Origin of the sequence: Undibacterium sp. TC9W, from assembly GCF_049339865.1 — a bacterium.
Lineage (GTDB): Bacteria > Pseudomonadota > Gammaproteobacteria > Burkholderiales > Burkholderiaceae_D > Undibacterium.
Window position 1 is genome coordinate 126,999 of record NZ_JBMPPJ010000013.1, and the last position, 19,969, is coordinate 146,967.

Below are 19,969 nucleotides of genomic sequence, written 5' to 3' on the forward strand. Positions count from 1 at the left end.
AAGATAACTGTGGTTTAAAAATAAACAGTCCATCCGATTAAGTTACCTCAATCAATGTGTGTTAGTTCGCTATTACTTGGTTTTTGCCTTCAACAGCGTTTTTGGCAAAGGGTTCAGCTCAGGCCAGATATGACTGACAGTCACCGTATTACTCTTGTGGCAGCTAAAGCAATTGGTGCCGCCTGCCCAGTTGACGTTCGAGCCCTGATGCACGGTTTCCATCGTGGTGTTGGCCAGCCTGCTGGTACCGACCTGGTTGATGGCCGTGGCCGGTGCTTTGTCTGAATCAGGTGCGCGGCCACCGGTGGTCCAGGTTGAACCTATCATCAGGTAATTTTTGCGTACATCGCCTGGTGCCAGTTGTGAAATGACGCTATTGTTGATCGACAACAAGTCAGTATTGGATTCAGGCGGGGTGATGACAGGGCCAGCATGGGTAGGGTCAGCCTGGCGTGGATTCTGGTCGGCAGCAGCGCCCCATGGTTTCCAGCGTATGGTGTCATTCGGTTTGACTACGCAAGGCTTGGTAGTGTCGGTGCAAGTGATGCTATTGCCGGAAGCCTTGTACAGGGCCTGGTTGAAAGGGCCTGTTGCGCCATCATGGCTGAACAGCCATTTGCCCTTGGTGTTTTGCGGCACCAGTTTCTCTGCGCCGTTCACATCTATGTATTTGTATTCGGCATTTGGGGTATTGTCCATATGCTCAAAGGTCGCCCAGATCAACTCAGGATTACCTTTCGCACTGCCGACCACGTGCACACCGACCAATGCCAGTTTGGTTTTTTTGTTCTTTACCGCGCCCTGTTTCAGCGACGCTGGCTGGTTGATGCTGACATCTGGTATTTCAGCATCGATGATGATGAATTTCTTTTTGGTTGCTTCATCAAAACCAGTGGTTTCTATCCATGCCAGCTTGACTTCAACAGCCAGCGCTTCTGGGGCTGCCAGGTCACGCAGTCCGGCTTTCTTGGCATAGGCAACCACGTCGGCCAATTCTTGCGCAGTGGTTGGATACATCAGGTTTGCTGGCGCATTCGGTTTTCTCTGCGTCAGGAAGTAGGCGAACAAATCATTCGCGGCAATCGAGTAATACACCAGCGAGCCGTTTTGCGCGACCAGCACATTGCTGCCACCTGCCTGGCCTATGGTCATATCGACTTCATTGCCAGCTGCATCCAGATAAATCAGGCCACCCTTGGCATCCCGCTTGAAACTTTGCACGATATTGCTGTCGGTACTTGCTGCGGTCAGCAAGGCAGTTTGCTTCTTGGGCAGGCGCGCGCGCAGGTTGGCTACCAGATCAGTTTCTATCTGCTTGCCACCCTTGGCCAACAGGTTGACCTTGCCAGTTGCACCTACTTCAGCATGATCTATTTCTACCGTTTTACCAGCCTTGTCTATCGTGGTTGCCTTGCCACTTGGTGCCAGCTTGGGTGGCAAGACTTCAAACAATTTGCCTGACTTGTCAAAGGCCACAGGCAGATTATTCGGCCCCAGTTGCCGCAGCAAAGGGCTGAAGTTCATCGCCTGCCTGGTCAGTTGCGGTATAAAGTTGCGCGCTCCATTGGCGGCTGGTGATACCCCATAGAAAGCTGAAGAAGAGAAGATATGATCGCCACCAGAGAGCCCTTTGGGTGTGGGTGAAGTCAGCCATAAAAACATCTGGTGTGACCATTGATAAAAACTGCAGGCCGACGCATCAGCAAAATTCACGCTGTCGGCAGCCTTGACCAGTCCACCGTTGGTAACACCGGCTGGCTCAAACCATTGCGCGAATGGAATTGGCGCCGGCCCACCGGGATTGGCCGGTGTAGAGGTAGTGCAGGTCGGTTTGGCATCGGGCGGCAGGATTTGCGCCTGTGCCAGCGGACACAGGCAAGCCGTAGCCAGTAAAGAAATGCAGGTAGTCAGTTTCACTGCGTGGGCAGGCTTGCGTTGCTTGCGGTCAGACGTGTTCATGGTTTCCCTCTCGTTGGTTTTGTTTTTATGTGTCGGTAGTGTCAGTAGTGTCATTGGTGATGCGGATTTATCCGGGTACTACCATAGTTTTCAGTATTGGCTGGGCTGCTGATGCCCGTTCTCATTCGCACCCTTCATCTGCATTTGAAAGGTTATCATTTTTTTATTTAAAATTATAAAAAAGATTAGACATTATGTTAATTATTGTCATTTTCGGCCTGCTCTGCGCAATACAAGCTCGTCGCCGGCATTCAAGTTTAAATTTAAAAACATTTGTCTCATGTTGAAAACAATTGTCTATAATGTGAAGAAATCCAAAACCGTCAGGCAAGAACATGACAGCAACACCCTCCAAAAAAGAACAGCTTTACCAGCTCATCGCTGCCCAGCCTTTTATCTCGCAGCAAGAGCTGGCAGACCAGCTAGGTTTGTCACGTTCTGCCGTGGCCGGGCATATTGCCGCGCTGATACGTGACAAACGTTTGCTGGGCCGGGCCTATGTTTTGCCTGATCAGCGGCCCGTGGTGTGCATAGGCGGGGCGAATATCGACCGCAAGTTGCGCACATTGGGGCCGGTGCAAATGGGTACCTCTAACCCGGTCAGTCAGCATGAAGCCTTTGGCGGTGTTGCCCGCAATATTGCCGAGAACCTGGCACGCCTGGGCATGCCCACACGTTTGTTGTGCGTGGTTGGTGACGATGCTGCCGGGCGCAGCATGCTTGACCATGCGCAATCCGTTGGCATTGATGTCAAAGCCTGCTTGCAAGCGGCAGGCATGCATAGCGGCAGCTATACTGCTTTGCTCAATGATGAGGGCGACATGGTGCTGGCGTTGGCGCATATGGAATGCTGCGATGCCCTGACGCCAGATTATCTGCATAGCCGCCAGACCCAGCGGGGCAATGCTGCCTTCACCATCATCGACTTGAATTTACCAACAGATAGCATAGGCTTGTTATTGCAAGAAGCGCATCAGCAAGCCATGCCGCTAATGGCCGTGGCTGTGTCTGAACCCAAGATGGCGCGCCTGCCGCAGGATTTGCTTGGCTTGCGCCTGTTATTATTGAACCAGGGTGAACTCGCAGCCGCTGTTGGACATGGCATACAAAGCCAGGCAGAACTGGAAGCAGCCTGCAAACAATTGCAGCAGCGTGGCGTGCAGGACATCGTCGTCACCAAGGGCGTGGCAGGCGTGACTTTTACCAATAATAGCGGTTTGCAGCACATGCCAGCACCACCAGCCAGCGTGCGCGATGCCACAGGTGCGGGTGATGCTTTCGCCGCAGGCGTAGCTTGGTCTTTGTGCCACCAGCCAGATGATCTGCGCCTGGCCTGTGAATATGGTTTGAAGCTGGCCAAACTGACGCTGGAAAGCGATGCGACAGTGGCAGCAACGATCAGCCCGACAATTTTTGAAGAAGCTTAATGCACAACTAATGCGCAATTAATACTCGACTAATACTCGACTAATACTCGACTAATACGCAACTAGTACACGACTTATCCTGTATTTCTACAAAAGGAAACATCATGCAATCTTATCTGGTCTTATCCGACGAAGTCCGCGCTGCCCGCCTGGCGGCCAAGCCTGTGGTGGCACTCGAATCCACCATCATCTCGCATGGCATGCCTTATCCACAAAATGTGCAGACTGCGCGTGAACTCGAACAAATCATCCGCGATGGCGGAGCCGTACCTGCCACCATCGCCATCATGAATGGCAAAATCCATATAGGCTTGAATGACGAAGAACTGGAGTTGCTGGGCAATTCGCCCGACGCCATGAAAGTCAGCCGCCGTGACCTGGCCTATGCACTGACCAATAACAAACTCGGTGCAACGACAGTGGCCGCCACCATGATCTGCGCGGCCCTGGCAGGCGTAGAAGTGTTCGTCACAGGCGGCATAGGCGGCGTACATCGTGGTGCTGAAACCAGCTTCGATATTTCTGCCGACTTGCAGGAACTGGCGCGCACCTCGGTTGCCGTGGTCTGTGCCGGTGCCAAATCCATACTCGACATAGGCCTGACGCTGGAATATCTTGAGACCCATGGCGTGCCGGTCGTCAGCGTAGGCCAGCCAGCCTTCCCGGCTTTCTTTACCGCCGACAGCGGCTACAAGGCAGACTTCCAGCTCGACACGGCAGAACAACAGGCTGAGTTCATCCACGCCAAATGGACACTGGGATTAAACGGCGGCATCGTCATCGCCAATCCTGTTCCGGTTGAATCTGCCATGCCCAAAGAAGAAATAGAATCCATCACGCAAAAAGCTTTGCAACTGGCAGACGAGATGGACATCACTGGCAAGGCCATCACACCTTTTTTGCTGAACCGCATCAAACAAATGACGGAAGGCCGCAGCCTGGAAACCAATATCGCGCTGGTCAAAAACAATGCTGTCGTGGGTACGCAATTGGCGTTGGCCTTGCATCATTTGCGCAAGCGTACGGTGTAAAAAATTTGCCAGTGTGCGCCGTGCGCACCGCTCTCTGAAAAATACGATTGCTGTTATTCAAAGGTGCGCACAGCGCACCCTGCCCATCATCCCGCAGCTATCATGCAGCTCACTCCTGCGGCAATTCATGAATCACCAGCCCCGCATGCGGTGGCAAGGGTTTTTGCCATGACTTGTGGCGCAAGGCGCGTTTGCAGTCGTGGATGCCGGCAGCCCAGCGGGCTTCCATGGTCGCCATGCTGAAATCCACATCCTTGAAATAATTATCGTCCGGCAGCGCCTTCATGATGAGGTGGACGACATTGATGGTATGGTCGCAACCCATCTCCATCAACGGCTTCAACTCTTCTTTCTTTCGTACTGCTGCGGGCAGGTGTTCGGTCAGCGTACGTATTGCGCGTTGCATGTCTTGCATGCGCTGGTAGATCAGCAACTGCTCTGCCGAACGGCTGGCGTACTGTATGCTTTTATAGCGCGTCATGGCAGCAGAGATAGATTCTGGACGGGTCTCTGACGGGTCCCACAGATCAATCATGAAGCACAGCGCATCTGCTTTTCTTTCTTCATCCAGAAAGACATCAAGCGGTGTATTGGAATACACACCGCCGTCCCAATAGGCACGATCGCCTATCTTGACTGGCGCAAAACCGGGTGGCAGGGCGCCGCTGGCCATGATGTGTTCAGGCCCCAGACGACCACGCTTGCTGTCAAACACCACGCCCTGGCCGCTGTCGATATCCACTGCGCAAATGCTGACGCGTATCGGGCCATCGTTGAGGTAATCAAAATCCACATATTTTTCCAGCGTGGCCTTGAGGGGGGATGTGTCGTAAAAACCGGCTTCTTCTATAGGTACCTTGGCATTGATATCCCATGTTGCACCAAAGCGCGGTTTGAAAAACCCATTGACACCCTGCGTAATGGCATTGAGTGTATTGAAGTTATTGGTGAGATTCATCCATGGTGAGAAGGTCGGCCAGAAACTGCCACGGCTGACTGCATCTGGTGCCAGACTATCCCAGAAGGCACGTAGCTGCGCGATACGCTTTTCAGGCGGGTTACCTGCTATCAGTGCACTATTGATGGCACCGATGGAGGTGCCAATAATCCAGTCCAGCGGGGTTTCTGCCTCATGCAATTGCTGATAAACACCCGCCTGATAGGCACCCAGGGCGCCGCCGCCCTGCAAAATCAATACGGTATCCTGGTTGGCCATGGATGTCTGCGGCTTCAGGCGAAACCGCCAAGTTGTGCCAACTTGTGCTCTTCACCATCATGGGTGACCGAGATCAGATCGACTTGATATGCAGCATTGAGTTCATGACGCAGATGCGCGCCCTGGCTGACGGCGGCCATGAAATCATCGCCCGCTTCTGTAGATTTGACGACTTCATTTTGTTCATTACGGCTGATCAGACGATAGTGCATAAGTTCCCCAGGGAAATGTTATTGTGATATTGATGGAGGCATTCTAACATGTGCATTTTGTATGCATATTTCACAGTGTAATAGCGAGGAAATCATCTTTGTAGCTAAACGTAAGTATGTATTGCTGACAAAATAATCGATGTCATAATGCTTCGCTTTATGATGCCGGAATACTGACATTACTGTTCCGGCTTGCGACACTTTCCGGAGCATGCTTATGCAAGGCGTGATTAAATTGGTGAAGCTGGTACGCATGCAGCCCACAGAGCGGCATTGCGAAATCGAGTTGTCACTGGCACCGCAGAACGAAGGGGCTGCCCCCTTATATTTGGTCAATGTGCGTGAAGGCCATCCCGATGCCGAATGGCAGGAAAGCACCAGAACGCCTTTCCCTGTCACACTGAGTCAGGCTGAAGTTTTGTATGCCCAGGTCTTGGCCAGCAAGCGCGAACAGGGTTTCGTAGATACATCTGCACCTCCAGCTATTCCAGCTACTCCAGCAGCACAGGACCAGGTCAAGGCTGATGCCATGCAATGGGGCCACTCGTCGCAAACCCTGGTGCAAAAAATCAGTAAACCAGCCTCGGTATCGGGCCAGGAAAAAATCCTGCTTGACCGTCTGCCACCACGCGCCTGGTCTGGTATGTCCAGGGCAGAGCGTACCCGCACAGTCTGGCGCATAGGCGAGCGCCGCCTGTCTGCCGCCGTGCCACGTCTGGTCGAATTGCTGGGCAGTGCTGATGCCATGCTTGATTACTGCATTGCCTATGCCATAGGGCGTTGCGGTGATGCTGGCGCCAAACAGGCCATGCATGAGCTGAGCCAGCGTTCCAAAGACGCACATGTCAAACACATGGCGCGGCAAGCCTGGCTGGCATTGGCGACGCCAGAAGAAGCGCAGCAATTTGCCCAGGATATGATCACGCAATGGCCAATAGAGCTGCTTGCGGCCTGGCAAAAGGCGCAGCAGGCAGGGGACTTGCAAAAAGGCATGGATGAAGTGCTGCTGGCCTTGCTGTCTGCCAAGTCATGGGGGGCATGGCGTCATGATGACTGGCTGGAGCAACTGGACATGATAGCCCAGGCCAATATCTCGTCACTGATCTCTTCAATTGCGCGGCCTTTGCTGTTGCAGCAGTTGCGCAACCTGCCGGTGAATCTGCTGGTGTTCCGCGCCTTCCGCCATTTGTACAAAACTGCAGAATTCCGCGCCGATGCCGAACTGTTCGGCATCCTGCACCAGCGCTTTGAAAAAGTCTGGCCTTTGTTTTTGCTGAGTTCCAATACCAGCTACGTGTATCTGGAAAGGCGTTACGTCAGCTATGCCGATGAAGTCAAAAAGCCGCAAACCCGGGTCGCGTATTCCAGCCTGACCCGCGATTATCTGCGCCGCCGCACCTGGCGCACACTGCGCCGTCTGGGTGAGCTTGAAAGTGCGGATTTCACCAGCATGGCAACGGGAGTATTGCTGGCCTGTGACGATGCACATGCTCACAAGGCACACATGCAAAGACTGGTTAACTGGAATTACCAGAGCCGTTCTTACACGACAGAACTGCGTTTCCTGTCCCCCTATGCCAGCTGGATGGTATTCAACCAGCTCGTGCACCAGCATGACAGCGAAGTCAAAACCAGCCGTACTGCACTCAAATGGTGGATACCTGCGACGACAGACAGTCTCGATTATCCACCGCGCACGAAACGGCAGGAAGCTTTCCCAAAACTATGGGATGCCGTACCAGAAAAATTGCTCTATCTGATGCAACACAGCCAGTGCCATGGCGTGCATGTATTTGCTGCCCGTGCCCTGGTGGATAATCAGGCATATTGCCAGCAATTGAGTGTGGAGCAGTTGCAGGGCTTGCTGCAAAGCGCCTATCTGCCGACCAAAGAATTTGCTTTTACCATCGTCAAGCAACGCTTTGCACAGCAAACGCCAGACCTTAACTGGCTAATGATTTTGCTGGCAACGGATTATCAGCCTGCTGCCGAATTTGCGCTGAGTTTTATCCGCAAGACGCCAGAGCTGTATGCGCAAGACGCTGGCCTGATCGTGGCGATGATCACCAGCCCGTCGCAAAGCGTGCGCGAAACTTGCCGTTTGCTGGCGCATGCTACAACTGGTGCGACACGGCAGCTAATCTTGAGCCGCCTGTCCATCTGGGCAAGGCAAACTACCATGGCGGCAAACCAGATCGACACTTTGCGGGATGACTTGCAATGGCTGATCCAGCATGTGCTGGCAGAACAAGTCGCGCAATTGCCAGACCAGGATATTGCCGTCTGGTGTGATCTGCTGCAGTCAACGAACTTCTGGCAACAGGCGCTGGCGACCGATATCTTGCTGGCCCACCCGGCTGGCATCGCCCATGTTTCGCCGCTGACACTACGTGATTTATTGCAGGATGCTGATCCCGGCAGGCAAAGCCTGGGCAGCCGTTTGTTTGCGGCCTTGCCCGCCGACGTAGTGCGCCAGCAGCCCGACCTTGTCGCTACCCTCGCAACAGCGCTGGATGCGCGTGTGCGGGCTGCCATGACGCCTGTGATTACCCAGCTCGCTACTGATGTCGTTTTTGCTGAAAAGCTGCTGGCACACTTTATCGACGTCATCTTCCGCAGTGATAATGCAGATGGTGAAGAAAGTGTGCATGCCGACATCATTAACTGGTGCAGCGGCCCTTTGCTAACAGCAATAATGGCGCAACCTGTGGATATGCAATGGCGTCTGTTGCAGGCACGCAGCAAGGGCGCGCAGGAACTGGGTGCCATGCTGTTGATACAGGCAAGTGGCACATTGGCTGCCAGCCTCTGCGTCCTGCAATGGGCCTTGCTGGGCAGGCACGCAGTCTTGCAAGTGCGGCTGCGTGCCCAGCATTACTTCAACCAGCATGTGCCTGAAGTGCGCGAAAACCTCAACGATGCACTGCGCATACTTGATACCCGCTGGCCAGAAACCCGCTCTTTTGCGGCTGACTATTTTGCCCGCAATATCAGTGCTGACGAATGGTCGCTGGGCCAGTTGCTGGCCTTGTGTGACCATCAGCAAGCTGTCATACAAAGACTGGGCAGGCAATTGATTACCCGCCATTTCCGTATGGAAGACGCCGCCGAATATGTCTTGAGCCTGGCACAGCATCCATCGGCCAACATGCAATTATTTGTCAGCCAGTGGCTCGAGCAAAGTGTGCAGGCATATGATGATATGCAGGCAGCACTTCATCATCTTCAGCAACTGCGCCCTTATTTTCTCAGTGTGCTGTCACATGTGAACAAGGCGCGCACGGTCAAGAACCGCGTGATACGTTTCCTGCAGGATCAGGGTTTGCTGTGTGAGGCGCATGCGCAATTTGTCGCACAGATTTTCACGCGTCAGGTATTGACCGTAGCGATACAGGACAAGGCGCAATACATCCTGGGCCTGACGCAATTGCAGGCCGCGTATCCGGCACTGGCTGAATCAGCCGACTGGCCCATGCAGCTCGTTGCTCCACGCCTGCATCAAGATATAGCCACCATTTCTGCGGAGTCTGTATGAAGTTTGAATACCGCTATTTTGGCAATAGCCAGGTGAATGACAGCGCCAATGCCACTAGCATGCAGTTCGCGCCCGATACTTTGCGCACGCCCACATATTTTGCCGCCACCCTGCAACCCACGCTGGCGCGGGCTTACCGCGAAGCGATCAGTGCCATGCATGATGTGGTGGTATCCGACCTGCGCACCCAGCCCAAGGACAGGACAGCCTACTTCGCCTGGCTGGCAGAGAATGAGGCCAGCCTGCTGGCAGATTTCATGGCACAGGAAAAAGAGTTGCGCGAAAAAATCACGCCGCTGCGTGCAGAACTGACCAAGGTGCAGAATCAAAAATATAGCCTTATGCAGCCTTTCTACAAGGCCCAGCGCGAATACTTTGATTATCTGTACAAAGAAAACCGCGACATGTGGATAGTGCTTGACCCTGTCATCACCGTACATCCCGACAAGGTGTTCTTTGAATGCTTCAGCCGTGATGAATCAACTTATGCCAGCCTGAGTTGCCGCCACAATGTCTTCAAACATCTGGGCGAATTTGCCTGCGGCACCACGAATATTGATTATTCGTCTGCGTTGTATGAAGAGTTCCAAAAGATACGCGCCTATAAAGAAACCCGTTTTGAAATCCAGGCCGATGGTTTTCAGGTGCAAACCGGTCATGACGAGCAATACCATGAAGCCAAGATCGATTTGCCAGACAGCTGGATGCGCGGCTTTTTGCAAGTCAGCACCGCCATGTCCATGCCTGCTCACAAGCTCGATTTGCACCCCATGGATGTGCATAGCATCTGCCACATCCTGCGCCGCAAGACTGAGCGGGTAGGGCCACGCTCTATGCGTTTCATCCTTGAGCCGGGCCAACCCATCACCATGTTGTTTGAACCCTGGGGCATCAAGCTGGTGTGTCAGCGCTCGGTCTTCACTGGCAAAGAGGCGGCAGAAGTCAGGATCTGGGGCCGTCGTCGCTTGCTGACGCTGGAGAGGCTGATCGCCGTCACCGACAAGTTCAGCGTCATGCTTATGGGAACAGGTTTGCCCAGCTTCTGGATCGCGCACCTGCCTGACATGGATTACACCCTGGGTTTATCTGGCTGGACAGCCAATGACTGGTCACGCGCCGGGCAATTTGATTTGCTGGCACCGCGTCTGGATGTCGATGACACGACGGCACAAGCCGTGGCACATGCCTTGTCTTCGCAATGGTCAGCCAGCACTGCCAGCCTGGCGCAGCAATTGCAACTCGACAGCAAACTCGTGGCATCTGCCCTGACCGGTCTCATGCAGGCAGGCCGCGTGGTGTATGACGCGGTGGATCAGGTAGCCCGCTGGCGCGACCTGGTGCGCGAACCCATCAACGTCGCCAGCCTGCGCTTTGCCAGTGAACGTGAAGCCCTGGCAGCCCAGCTCGTGCACAAAAACCTTTTGCTCGATTTGCAGTCAGCAAACCTGGCTGGTGGTGGTATCGAATGGAAAGCCAGCGTCAGCGCGAGTATCACGAACACCAAGAAACTCAGCAAGACCATGATCAGGCTGGACAATGATGACAGGCTGGTCGAAGGCAATTGCAGTTGCGATTACTACGTGCGCAACCGCATGTTCCGTGGGCCTTGTGAACACATGCTGGCGATCAGGCAGGTCGCGAATTCGAAGTGAGCATTACAAGTTTTTACATCGTAGTTATTTACAGGAGGTGAGCAGGACATTAGAATAAGTGCAGGCAGGAAGGCTCTTGCAATCCGGATGGTGTATCGCCATCCATGTTTTTTGCTTAGCTATGCATCACTGAGTTTCTCTTCACTGTGCCGGAAGGACATACCGGCGTGATGACGATGTGGATTCCGTGAACCCCATCACGCCGGTATGTCCTTCCGGCGTCGAGTGGAGCCTCTCAGTCTGAAGGCTCTTCGATGAGCTTCCTGCCGCTTTCCCTTCTTTTGTCTGGCTCACCGTTTTTGATTTATTTGGAAAACGTGAATTCTTTTGTTGCTCTTTGATATTTGTTGATACCAGCGCGCCAAAAGAAAACAGAGACCAGCGTCATGACACAACAACAGCAAGCATCTGTACAAAACGCATCTGACAAGCCCCTGTCACAGATGACACGCGATGAATTGTATGCCCACCTGCGCACGACCACCAAAGATGCCGTGGTCTTGCAAGAGATGCGCCGTCTCGGCTTCTGGCCTGCCGATAGTGGCAAGCCATCGGTGACTGACGAACTCATCACACGCGAAGCTGCACTCAGTAAAGAATTAAATGACTTGACGGCCCAGTTACGCCGCGTGCAAGACCCTAAGGCAGCCCTGCGTGACATGCGCAAGCAACGCATGGCGGCAGCAAAAGAAAAGCGTGAGCTGACCAAACAAAAGCATGCGCAACTACGGCATGCGAAGGCAGTAGCCTGGCAAGAAAAACGCCAGAACGACATAGGCTATCTGGGCGAGGGTGTTTCCACTGGCTTGAATTACACCAGCACCAATACCGACAAACTGGCGCGTTATCAATTGCCAGCGCTGCAAAAATCCCTGGACCTGGCAACGGCGATAGGCATACCACTGGCCGAATTGCGCTTCATGAGTTTCCAGCGCAAGGTCAGTCAGGTCAGTCACTACCAGCGTTTCGCCATTCCCAAAAAGACTGGTGGCCAGCGTTTTATTTCTGCCCCCATGCCGCGCCTCAAGCGTTGCCAGTACTGGGTGCTCGATCACATCCTCGCCAAAGTACCTTGCCATCCTGCTGCCCATGGTTTTTTGCCGCAACATTCCATACTCAGCAATGCCTTGCCGCACGTGGGGCAGGCCGTAGTCATCAACCTTGATTTGAAAGACTTCTTCCCCAGCATAGAATATCCACGCGTCAAAGGCGTGTTCAAATCCCTGGGGTATGGCGACCAGATTGCTACCCTGCTGGGCCTGCTGTGTACTGAACAGGCAACAGAAGAAGTGCGTGTTGATACGCAAACATATTTTGTCGCTGGCAAAAAACGCAGCCTGCCACAAGGTGCGCCATCCAGCCCGATGATCACGAATATCTTGTGCCATACCTTGGATAAACGCCTGCATGCTGCGGCAACCAAGCTGGGTTTTGTATATACCCGTTATGCCGATGACCTGACGTTTTCCAGCAAGCAAAAAGAACGCCCACCGGTCGGCAAACTCCTGTGGCGCGTCAAGCAGATTATCGCTGATGAGGGTTTTACCCTGCATCCCGACAAGCAGCACATCATGCGTCATAGTCAGAAGCAGGAGGTCACTGGCATCGTCGTCAACCACAGCCCGACTATCGATGCCGAAACCCTGCACCGCTTCCGCGCCACCTTGCACCTGGTAGAAAAAAATGGTCCGGCTGGTTATCACTGGAATGGCAATACCGATGTGTTGTCAGCACTGGAAGGCTATGCCCGCTATGTCTGCATGGTCAATCCTGTAAAAGGCAAACCATGGCTGCAACGCATTAAGGCTTTGCGAGCGCAATATGCAGAGCAGTCAGCAACCCCGCAGTCAGCAGTACGTCCGGCAAGGCCTACGCTACGTCAGCAAGTCGCCAGCGGCAAGACACCGCAAAGAGCAAACGGCCAGGACTGGTGGCAGGTGCAGGAAGCCGCTGCCCCCGTGCTGGAGCAAACTGCGCAGCAAGCGGCGGAAGAGAAGAAGGCTGTAAAACAAGCTGCGAAGGAAGAAAAGAAAGCTGCGGCAGCACCCAAAGCCGGACAGTTTGATAGCGCAAACAATAATGGCAATCAGGCAGCCAACGCGGCAAACCAATATACCGCGGCAGAAAAAAACAAACTCAGCAAGCGCCTCTATGGCACGCTGGGCCGCGTCTTTCAGGTTCTTTTGTGCACTATATTTTCAGCCAGCCTGCATAGCCTATATCCGCTGACATTTGGCATCGCATTGGTTTCCTTGAGCCTGATCACTGGCCGCAGCAGCCTGGTGTGGGTCATGGTGATGCTGGCTTTGAGTGTGGTTTTGTTGAGTTGAGTAGCCTGGTAGGGTGCGCCGTGCGCACCGTCTTTGAATAACAGCAATCGTATTTTTCAACGATGGTGCGCACGGCGCCCCCTACTATCGGTGATTTATTCACCAAAATCATGATACCCATTCATTGATGTGCTGATTCCCCACTCTGGTGACAATATTCCTTCTTTGACGTAGCGATGAAATGTGGAGTAAGACCAATCCCTTGCGCGTTTAACCAAATCATGCTTGACTGGATTCCAGTGAATGTAATCAACATGTCTGGCGAAATCTTCGTCATCCCGGATTTGATGTTCCCAGAAACGACGTTGCCATACTCCGGATTCTCTTCTTGATGTACGGGACGAAGATAATTCTTCTACACCGAAATTCTTAGCGCACGCTTGCGTTACCAGTCGTTTGATCATAGACCAGCGCATGGAGAAATCTGCATCGTCTTCAGGTAAAGTCCAGATGCAATGCAAATGATCGGGTAGTAATACCCAGGCATCAATCTCGAAAGGATGTGAAATGCGGGTTTGTTGTATCGCTGCGCGTAATGATAGCCGTATCGCAGGCTTGGTCAATATTGGTCTTCGGTGGAGGCTGGTTAAAGTAAAAAAATAACTTGCGCCTTTAATTCGCGACCGTCGATAGTTGGGCATAAAAATATACGCTTAGAGTTCGCTATCTTGTAGGGTGCGCCGTGCGCATCGTCTTTGAATAACAGCAATCGTATTTTTAAGAGTGGTGCGCACGGCGCACCCTACGAAATTACACATATCGCGAATATTTTACGCTAACGTATTGATTGCTTTTCATTGAGTGTGAGCGTAATTTAATAATATCCAGTAGGGTGTGCCATGCGCACCATTTTTTTGAATAACAGCAATCGTATTTTTCAACGATGGTGCGCACGGCGCACCCAACATAGACCTATCATTTGCGGCCAGCAAAAGCACTATTGAGGCGCTTGACCAGATCACGGTTCATGGCTTTGGTATCGCTATTCCAGTGCCGCATGTTTTGCTGGATTTCTGCGTATTGCGCATCGGCGATACTTTGCTCACCTGCCTGCAAGGCCCAGAGGGCATATTCAACGCGCGTCTCCATGCTGCCAAAACGGGCTACTGCATCGGCAAAGGTGGTACCTGCCTCTTGCTGGCGGCTGGCTGCTACATAGGCTCTGCCAAGTAACAAGGCTTGCTGTTCTGGCCTGTGATTAGGTTGGTCTTTGCTTACTGCCTGAAGCAAAGTGATGGCCTCTTCAGCCTGACCATGCAAGATCTTTGCTTCGGCGGCATGCATGCGGATGACGGCGTCGCTGGCAAAAGGCCCTTGCAGGCAGATATCATATTGTTGCACTGCCTTGGCAGTATCACCGGCATCCAGATAGGCATTTGCCAGACGCATCTGGTTTTGTGCTGTTGGTACCAGATCAAAGGCCTGCTGTGCTTCGCGCAGTTCACGGCCAGGGTTAAGGCTTTTGGCGGCGGCAATCACGGTCTTGCGCATGCCGCGCTCCAGGCGTGATTCCGGCAAGAATACTGCAAAGAAATACACCGCGCTACCCAGCAAGGGAAACATGAATAAAATCATCAGCCAGTACATCTCGCGTTTGTTGCGCATGGCGTGCACCGCAAAAAATATGGCGATGAGAAAATGAAAACCTGCTCCGATATATGGCATAAAAATAAGTGGTAAAAATAGAGGGCAAATGCATCCCGTACATCTGGAAGTATCCAGCTGATATGTGTAGATCAGGATGCAACAGGGGGATGAAAATAGTCTAAAACAGTCTAAAAAATAGCATAGCAAGGCTGCTAGCTATCATTTTACCATCAGACGAAAGAGGGGAGCTTGATTGCTGCTAGACGTGTTCAAACGATCACGGCCAGTCAGCATATGAAGTGCCAAAAAATACAGGTCAGCCTGGGTCAGATTTATTTATAGATGCCGCAAGCAAAATAAATCTCATCTACCCGTTCTACATAAGTACTTTTTTGCTCCAGCGCCTTGGTCACAGGATTAGGCCATTTGTAATCTACCCAGCCTTTGCCCTCTTTGCTGGCTGCCACTTCATTGATTTTCTTGACGAAGAAAACACCATCGCCATCACGCAATTCACCCAGGGGTTTGCCTAGCAATTTGGGGTTGCCGCCATGGGCGAGGGTGACACCACCAGGTTTGACCGTACCGGCAAAGACATACAAATCCTTGTAAATGAACTGCCCCTTGGGGTCATTCACCGCGGCATAGGTTTTTTCAGGACCATTCGCTTTGTAGTAGGTAACGACCTTTTTGATCATGTCGATTGCATCTTGTGCCGTCGCGTGTTCGGCGGCAAATGCGCTACTCTGGGCAAGCAATGACAGGGATAAAGCGACGAGGATGCTTTTGAAAAATTGTCTCATGATGTCTCCGGTATGTGTTTTTATGGCGTGGCCAAATGCCTGACCGTAACGAACAACGGCGAATCCAGAGTAGGCTTTGCAGGCTGGTTTGGCAATACAAAGACCACACTTTTTCTTTCAGCATCGGGCTACAAGAAAACAATACCAGATTTCCATGTGGAAATGTTGATGATTTTTTCAGCAGCTTTGTGAATCAATGTGACGCCTATCGGTGGTCATAAATGGCTATGAGTGGCAATCAAGCAGGCTTTTGTTCAGCACTAAACAGCTTGATATCACTCAACAAGCCAGCTACCGCAGTATCGATGATCTGCTGTCCCAATTCTATCGTCGCCAGGCTGGAGTCGGCACCGATGCGGCCATCCGGGAAACGGGCGCGGTAATCGAGTGCATCAAGGATGGGGCCTGTCGGCGGGATTTTTGGTGTCAGCTCTACCTGGCGCACCTGGTCAGGGTAAGCCGCATAGGTGACCGCGATTTCTGACGGTGTCGCATGCGAGCCATGGCCTACCGGGAACATCCCATGGCACAAGCTTGCAACGCCGGGCAAGTCCCACCAGTTTTTCAGCCTCAGCGCCAGCGGGCAAGCCTTGTTGTTGTACGAATAATGCGAATAAATTTGCGAGAAAGCCGCCTCGATGGTGGCGATATTGCCACCGTGGCCGTTCAAAAAATAAATGTGGTCAAAGCCATGGCGCGCCAGCGACAAGACCCAGTCTTCAATCGCCGCCATGAAGGTTGAAGGGCGCAGCGAAATCGTCCCGGCAAAGCCCAGGTGATGCTGCGCCATGCCGATGTTGAAGGTGGGTGCCAGCATCATGGCCTGGCCGTTTTGCTGGGCGATTTTTTCGGTGGCAGTGGCGATGATCTCTGGACACATCCAGTCAGTCCCCAGCAAACCCATGGGGCCGTGTTGCTCATTCGAGCCTATGGGGATAATGACGGTTTTGGACGTGTTCAAAAAAGCCGTGATTTCGGGCCAAGTGGAGTAGGCGAGACGCATGGGGTTACTTTCAAATCGGGGTGGGCTGTGTAGTGCTGATTCGCCCGCGGTGGGTTAGGTACGGACGACAAAATTCGCAGCCATCATCTTGCCGCAAATTTTGAAAATCGCCAAATTTTTTTATCTCACACGTCATCGCATGGATTGCGATGAATGAAGGGGAGAGGGAATCAGGAATCAGGAATCAGGAATCAGGTTAGGGGAATCAGGAATCAGCCGGGCTAGAACTGGATTAAATTGATGTACATTCAAAATCAATCCTGGATTAAATCGATTTATATCCAGAACTAATCGTGGATGAAATTGAGGCATGTTCAAGGAAAATCAAACAGGGCATGCGCACTGCATGGTGGCAAAAAATACTTAACATCAGGCCAAATCTTTGCACTAGAATTCAAGCACAGCGACAAATACGGTTGCTTTTTTTGATGCTTTGGATAGTTCAAAAATCCATCAGCTTCATCCTTCATTTATCTTTGCCAGACCAGGAGTTTCAGCATGAGCTACGTTGACGGATTTGTACTCGCAGTGCCCAATGCCAACCGGGAAGCCTATCGCCTGTATTCGGAAAAAACCTCGCCGGTGTTCAAGGAATATGGCGTACTCAGTATCGTCGAATGCTGGGGTGATGATGTGCCACCCGGCAAGCTGACTTCTTTCCCCCTGGCCGTGCAATGCAAGGAAGATGAAACCGTGGTCTTTTCCTGGATGACCTGGCCATCAAAAGAAGCGCGCAATACCGGATGGGAAAAAGCCATGCAGGACCCACGCCTGAGCCAGGAAGCCAACCCCATGCCCTGCGACGGCAAGCGCATGATTTATGGTGGCTTTGAGGTGATGGTGGAGTTGTGATTTGTTGACGGGTGCCGGATGAGAAAATTGTCGGGCGTAGGGGCTTAGGTTGGGCTACGCTTCATCAGCCCAACACTCGGCCTCGGCCATCTTATACGTCATTTGAAGGCCCAGTGTTGGGCTGATAACCCGTAGCCCAACCTACATATCTGCATTTCTGATAGTGTTAATTGCTCTGTACCGTAATCAACATCTGCAGGCCTGCCCCATAGGACTGGTAAACAAATTTTCATCAGCTTATTTCTCCCTTCATTGTCACAGGCAAGACCCCAAACTTCTGCTCATACAAACCCACCAGCCAATCCACAAACACCCGCACGCGTGGCGATAGCTGGCGGCGGTAGGGGTAAAGCGCCGTAACCGGCAAGGGCGGGCTTTGCCAGTCTGCCAGCACTTCTACCAGGCGGCCATCGCGCAAGGCGTCGGCGATGTGGAAGCGCGGCAGTTGTATCAGGCCGCAGCCAGCAAGGGCGCAGGTCACGTAGTTCTCGGCATCATTGACTGTCATCCAGCCGCCGACGTCAAATTCCTTCACCTGGCCGTCGATATTGAGCACGATGGGATAGTCTATCGCGGTCGTGCTGGAAAAGAACCTGACGGCCTGGTGCAACATCAAATCATCCGGGTGATGTGGTGTGCCAAATCTGGTCAGATAGGCAGGGCTGGCGCATAGTACTTGCGGCATCAGTGCCAGGCGGCGTGCTACCAGAGTTGAATCTCGCGGGTTGCCGCCGCGTATCACGCAATCAACACCTTCGCGCACCAGATCAACCAGGCGGTCACCACTGCTGACCACCAGGTTTATGCCGGGATAACGGTCACGAAACTCGTGTATCCGTGGCAGCACCACTTGCGTCGCATGCGTGCCATGCATATCGACCCGCAAGACCCCACGCGGATTGGCGGCCACATGCCGCATTGATGCCTCGGCATCATCAAGTTCACTGATGATATGCACGCAACGCTCATAAAAAGCCTGGCCGTCCAGCGTGGAGCGCACCTGGCGCGTGGTGCGCTCGAGCAGACGGGTGCCCAGACGTGTTTCCAGCTGCTTGATGGCATGGGTGGCACTGGCTCTGGGGATGTCCAGCATATCCGCCGCCCGGCTGAAGCTGCCGGTTTCAACGATGCGGGTAAACAGTTGCAGGGTGTCCAGTTTGTCCATGATTGTTGAGCTATGTTGAATTGTGTTCTGAGTTTATCAGTATTTATCTTGCTGGGTTGAATGCTTAAAGTGTGATCCAGACAGACGCATCAGTCTGTGCAATCTGGATTAAGGAAAAAACATGAACAATGAAATAACAAAAACCGCCATCGTCACCGGTGGTTCACGCGGCATAGGACAGGCCATCTCCCTGCGCCTGGCGGCAGATGGTTTTGCTGTCGTCGTCAATTACGCAGGTAATGTGAGCAAGGCGCAGGAAACTGTCAGCGCCATACAGGCGGCAGGGGGCAAGGCTATCGCCGTGCAGGGCGATGTCAGCAAGCCTGAAGATGTGGCGCAATTGTTTGCCACCGCCAAAGAAGTGTTTGGCCGCATAGATGTGGTCGTCAACAGTGCTGGCAGCATGACGATGACCACCATCAACACCAGCAATGTTGATGCCTTTGACAAGCTCATCGCCATCAATCTGCGCGGCACGTTCCTGGTACTGGCACAGGCGGCGCAGCATGTAGAAAAGGGCGGGCGCATCATCGCACTATCGACCAGCGTGATCGCCAAATCCTTTCCTGCCTATGGCCCCTATATCGCCAGCAAGGCAGGAGTAGAAGGTTTGGTGCATGTGCTGGCCAATGAATTGCGTGGACGCGATATCACCGTCAATGCCATTGCCCCAGGGCCGGTAGGCACTGAGATGTTCTTTCAAGGCAAAACGGAAGAGCAGGTCAGCAACATCGCCAGGATGAATCCCATGGAACGCATAGGCACGCCAACAGAAATTGCATCAGCGGTTGCCTTCCTGGCTGGCCCTGATGGTGTGTGGGTCAATTCACAAGTATTACGTGTCAACGGCGGTTTCGCCTAATTTATTTTAAAGGAAATAATCATGCCATTTGCCAATTTCAAATTCCCTGAAGGCATCATCGATGCTGCCCGCAAAGAAGAAATCATCCACCGCACCACCGCCATGTTTGTCGAATATTTCGGTGAAGGCGTACGGCCTTACACCATGGTGCTTGTCGAAGAAGTGACCGATGGTGGTTGGGGCAGGGCGGATGAGACCCTGACGCTGGAGAAGATGGGGATGAAGGTAAGGTAAACCTGGGTCGGGTTAACAGCGTAGGTTGGGCTACGGTTTACCAGCCCAACACTAGGCCCGAATCAACGTATACGTCATTTAAACGCCCAGTGTTGGGCTGG

Annotated in this window: 16 protein-coding genes; 8 read left to right on the forward strand and 8 right to left on the reverse strand. The window is 52.8% G+C overall.

What is annotated here, in order from left to right; all coding sequences use genetic code 11:
- Positions 1 to 72 precede the first annotated feature (72 nt).
- A complete protein-coding gene (locus ACO0LN_RS18825) occupies positions 73 to 1,959 on the reverse strand; it encodes a hypothetical protein (protein WP_422976357.1) in 1,887 nt (628 codons plus the stop codon).
- 335 nt (positions 1,960 to 2,294) lie between these two features.
- Here ACO0LN_RS18825 and ACO0LN_RS18830 point away from each other — a divergent pair, with 335 nt between their 5' ends.
- Together ACO0LN_RS18830 and ACO0LN_RS18835 are read left to right on the forward strand one after the other, a co-directional pair.
- The gene (locus ACO0LN_RS18830) at positions 2,295 to 3,386 is read left to right on the forward strand and encodes a PfkB family carbohydrate kinase (RefSeq protein WP_422976358.1); all 1,092 of its coding nucleotides are present in this window, start codon (positions 2,295 to 2,297) and stop codon (positions 3,384 to 3,386) included.
- A gap of 104 nt (positions 3,387 to 3,490) precedes the next feature.
- The gene (locus tag ACO0LN_RS18835; protein WP_422976359.1) at positions 3,491 to 4,417 is read left to right on the forward strand and encodes a pseudouridine-5'-phosphate glycosidase; all 927 of its coding nucleotides are present in this window, start codon (positions 3,491 to 3,493) and stop codon (positions 4,415 to 4,417) included.
- A 109-nt stretch (positions 4,418 to 4,526) separates the two neighbouring features.
- Here the strand turns inward: ACO0LN_RS18835 and ACO0LN_RS18840 are convergent, their stop codons facing one another.
- Entirely contained in the window at positions 4,527 to 5,633 is a 1,107-nt protein-coding gene (locus tag ACO0LN_RS18840; protein WP_422976361.1) for a patatin-like phospholipase family protein, read from the reverse strand.
- Positions 5,634 to 5,647: 14 nt separating this feature from the next.
- A complete protein-coding gene (locus tag ACO0LN_RS18845; protein WP_162039663.1) occupies positions 5,648 to 5,845 on the reverse strand; it encodes a hypothetical protein in 198 nt (65 codons plus the stop codon).
- Between the two features lie 217 nt (positions 5,846 to 6,062).
- On the opposite strand from ACO0LN_RS18845, the gene ACO0LN_RS18850 reads away from it, so the two are divergent.
- The 3 genes from ACO0LN_RS18850 to ACO0LN_RS18860 all read left to right on the forward strand — a co-directional run bounded on the left by ACO0LN_RS18850 (position 6,063) and on the right by ACO0LN_RS18860 (position 13,362).
- Entirely contained in the window at positions 6,063 to 9,380 is a 3,318-nt protein-coding gene (locus ACO0LN_RS18850; RefSeq protein WP_422976363.1) for a hypothetical protein, read from the forward strand.
- Positions 9,377 to 11,032, forward strand: a complete 1,656-nt coding sequence (locus ACO0LN_RS18855; RefSeq protein WP_422976365.1) for an SWIM zinc finger family protein — start codon at positions 9,377 to 9,379, stop codon at positions 11,030 to 11,032. Before ACO0LN_RS18850 ends, ACO0LN_RS18855 begins: the two co-directional genes overlap by 4 nt.
- 386 nt (positions 11,033 to 11,418) lie before the next feature.
- Positions 11,419 to 13,362 (forward strand): reverse transcriptase family protein, encoded by a 1,944-nt coding sequence (locus ACO0LN_RS18860; protein ID WP_422976367.1) that lies wholly within the window; start codon positions 11,419 to 11,421, stop codon positions 13,360 to 13,362.
- Between the two features lie 95 nt (positions 13,363 to 13,457).
- Here ACO0LN_RS18860 and ACO0LN_RS18865 read toward each other — a convergent pair whose 3' ends face one another.
- The 4 genes from ACO0LN_RS18865 to ACO0LN_RS18880 form a co-directional block, all read right to left on the reverse strand.
- On the reverse strand, positions 13,458 to 14,003 hold the full coding sequence (locus ACO0LN_RS18865) for an REP-associated tyrosine transposase (RefSeq protein WP_422976369.1): 546 nt from the start codon (positions 14,001 to 14,003) through the stop codon (positions 13,458 to 13,460).
- 274 nt (positions 14,004 to 14,277) lie between these two features.
- Positions 14,278 to 15,027 carry a tetratricopeptide repeat protein gene (locus ACO0LN_RS18870; protein WP_422976371.1) on the reverse strand — a complete coding sequence of 250 codons (750 nt, stop codon included), beginning with the start codon at positions 15,025 to 15,027 and terminating at the stop codon, positions 14,278 to 14,280.
- Positions 15,028 to 15,281: 254 nt separating this feature from the next.
- The gene (locus ACO0LN_RS18875; RefSeq protein WP_422976373.1) at positions 15,282 to 15,752 is read right to left on the reverse strand and encodes a cache domain-containing protein; all 471 of its coding nucleotides are present in this window, start codon (positions 15,750 to 15,752) and stop codon (positions 15,282 to 15,284) included.
- A gap of 238 nt (positions 15,753 to 15,990) precedes the next feature.
- Positions 15,991 to 16,755: a creatininase family protein gene (locus ACO0LN_RS18880; protein WP_422976375.1), complete on the reverse strand. Its 765-nt coding sequence runs from the start codon at positions 16,753 to 16,755 to the stop codon at positions 15,991 to 15,993.
- Positions 16,756 to 17,253: 498 nt separating this feature from the next.
- On the opposite strand from ACO0LN_RS18880, the gene ACO0LN_RS18885 reads away from it, so the two are divergent.
- Entirely contained in the window at positions 17,254 to 17,607 is a 354-nt protein-coding gene (locus ACO0LN_RS18885; RefSeq protein WP_422952232.1) for a DUF1428 domain-containing protein, read from the forward strand.
- A gap of 232 nt (positions 17,608 to 17,839) precedes the next feature.
- Here the strand turns inward: ACO0LN_RS18885 and ACO0LN_RS18890 are convergent, their stop codons facing one another.
- A complete protein-coding gene (locus ACO0LN_RS18890) occupies positions 17,840 to 18,772 on the reverse strand; it encodes a LysR family transcriptional regulator (protein WP_422976377.1) in 933 nt (310 codons plus the stop codon).
- A 121-nt stretch (positions 18,773 to 18,893) separates the two neighbouring features.
- On the opposite strand from ACO0LN_RS18890, the gene ACO0LN_RS18895 reads away from it, so the two are divergent.
- Positions 18,894 to 19,634: an SDR family oxidoreductase gene (locus ACO0LN_RS18895; protein WP_422976379.1), complete on the forward strand. Its 741-nt coding sequence runs from the start codon at positions 18,894 to 18,896 to the stop codon at positions 19,632 to 19,634.
- A 21-nt stretch (positions 19,635 to 19,655) separates the two neighbouring features.
- Entirely contained in the window at positions 19,656 to 19,868 is a 213-nt protein-coding gene (locus ACO0LN_RS18900) for a tautomerase family protein (protein WP_422976381.1), read from the forward strand.
- Positions 19,869 to 19,969 lie beyond the last annotated feature (101 nt).

What these genes read in the sequence shown, in the direction of transcription:
- ACO0LN_RS18825 (WP_422976357.1), bottom strand. Translation starts at nt 1,959, where the DNA reads ATGAACACGTCTGACCGCAAGCAACGCAAGCCTGCCCACGCAGTGAAA.
- ACO0LN_RS18830 (WP_422976358.1), top strand. Translation starts at nt 2,295, where the DNA reads ATGACAGCAACACCCTCCAAAAAAGAACAGCTTTACCAGCTCATCGCT.
- ACO0LN_RS18835 (WP_422976359.1), top strand. Translation starts at nt 3,491, where the DNA reads ATGCAATCTTATCTGGTCTTATCCGACGAAGTCCGCGCTGCCCGCCTG.
- ACO0LN_RS18840 (WP_422976361.1), bottom strand. Translation starts at nt 5,633, where the DNA reads ATGGCCAACCAGGATACCGTATTGATTTTGCAGGGCGGCGGCGCCCTG.
- ACO0LN_RS18845 (WP_162039663.1), bottom strand. Translation starts at nt 5,845, where the DNA reads ATGCACTATCGTCTGATCAGCCGTAATGAACAAAATGAAGTCGTCAAA.
- ACO0LN_RS18850 (WP_422976363.1), top strand. Translation starts at nt 6,063, where the DNA reads ATGCAAGGCGTGATTAAATTGGTGAAGCTGGTACGCATGCAGCCCACA.
- ACO0LN_RS18855 (WP_422976365.1), top strand. Translation starts at nt 9,377, where the DNA reads ATGAAGTTTGAATACCGCTATTTTGGCAATAGCCAGGTGAATGACAGC.
- ACO0LN_RS18860 (WP_422976367.1), top strand. Translation starts at nt 11,419, where the DNA reads ATGACACAACAACAGCAAGCATCTGTACAAAACGCATCTGACAAGCCC.
- ACO0LN_RS18865 (WP_422976369.1), bottom strand. Translation starts at nt 14,003, where the DNA reads ATGCCCAACTATCGACGGTCGCGAATTAAAGGCGCAAGTTATTTTTTT.
- ACO0LN_RS18870 (WP_422976371.1), bottom strand. Translation starts at nt 15,027, where the DNA reads ATGCCATATATCGGAGCAGGTTTTCATTTTCTCATCGCCATATTTTTT.
- ACO0LN_RS18875 (WP_422976373.1), bottom strand. Translation starts at nt 15,752, where the DNA reads ATGAGACAATTTTTCAAAAGCATCCTCGTCGCTTTATCCCTGTCATTG.
- ACO0LN_RS18880 (WP_422976375.1), bottom strand. Translation starts at nt 16,755, where the DNA reads ATGCGTCTCGCCTACTCCACTTGGCCCGAAATCACGGCTTTTTTGAAC.
- ACO0LN_RS18885 (WP_422952232.1), top strand. Translation starts at nt 17,254, where the DNA reads ATGAGCTACGTTGACGGATTTGTACTCGCAGTGCCCAATGCCAACCGG.
- ACO0LN_RS18890 (WP_422976377.1), bottom strand. Translation starts at nt 18,772, where the DNA reads ATGGACAAACTGGACACCCTGCAACTGTTTACCCGCATCGTTGAAACC.
- ACO0LN_RS18895 (WP_422976379.1), top strand. Translation starts at nt 18,894, where the DNA reads ATGAACAATGAAATAACAAAAACCGCCATCGTCACCGGTGGTTCACGC.
- ACO0LN_RS18900 (WP_422976381.1), top strand. Translation starts at nt 19,656, where the DNA reads ATGCCATTTGCCAATTTCAAATTCCCTGAAGGCATCATCGATGCTGCC.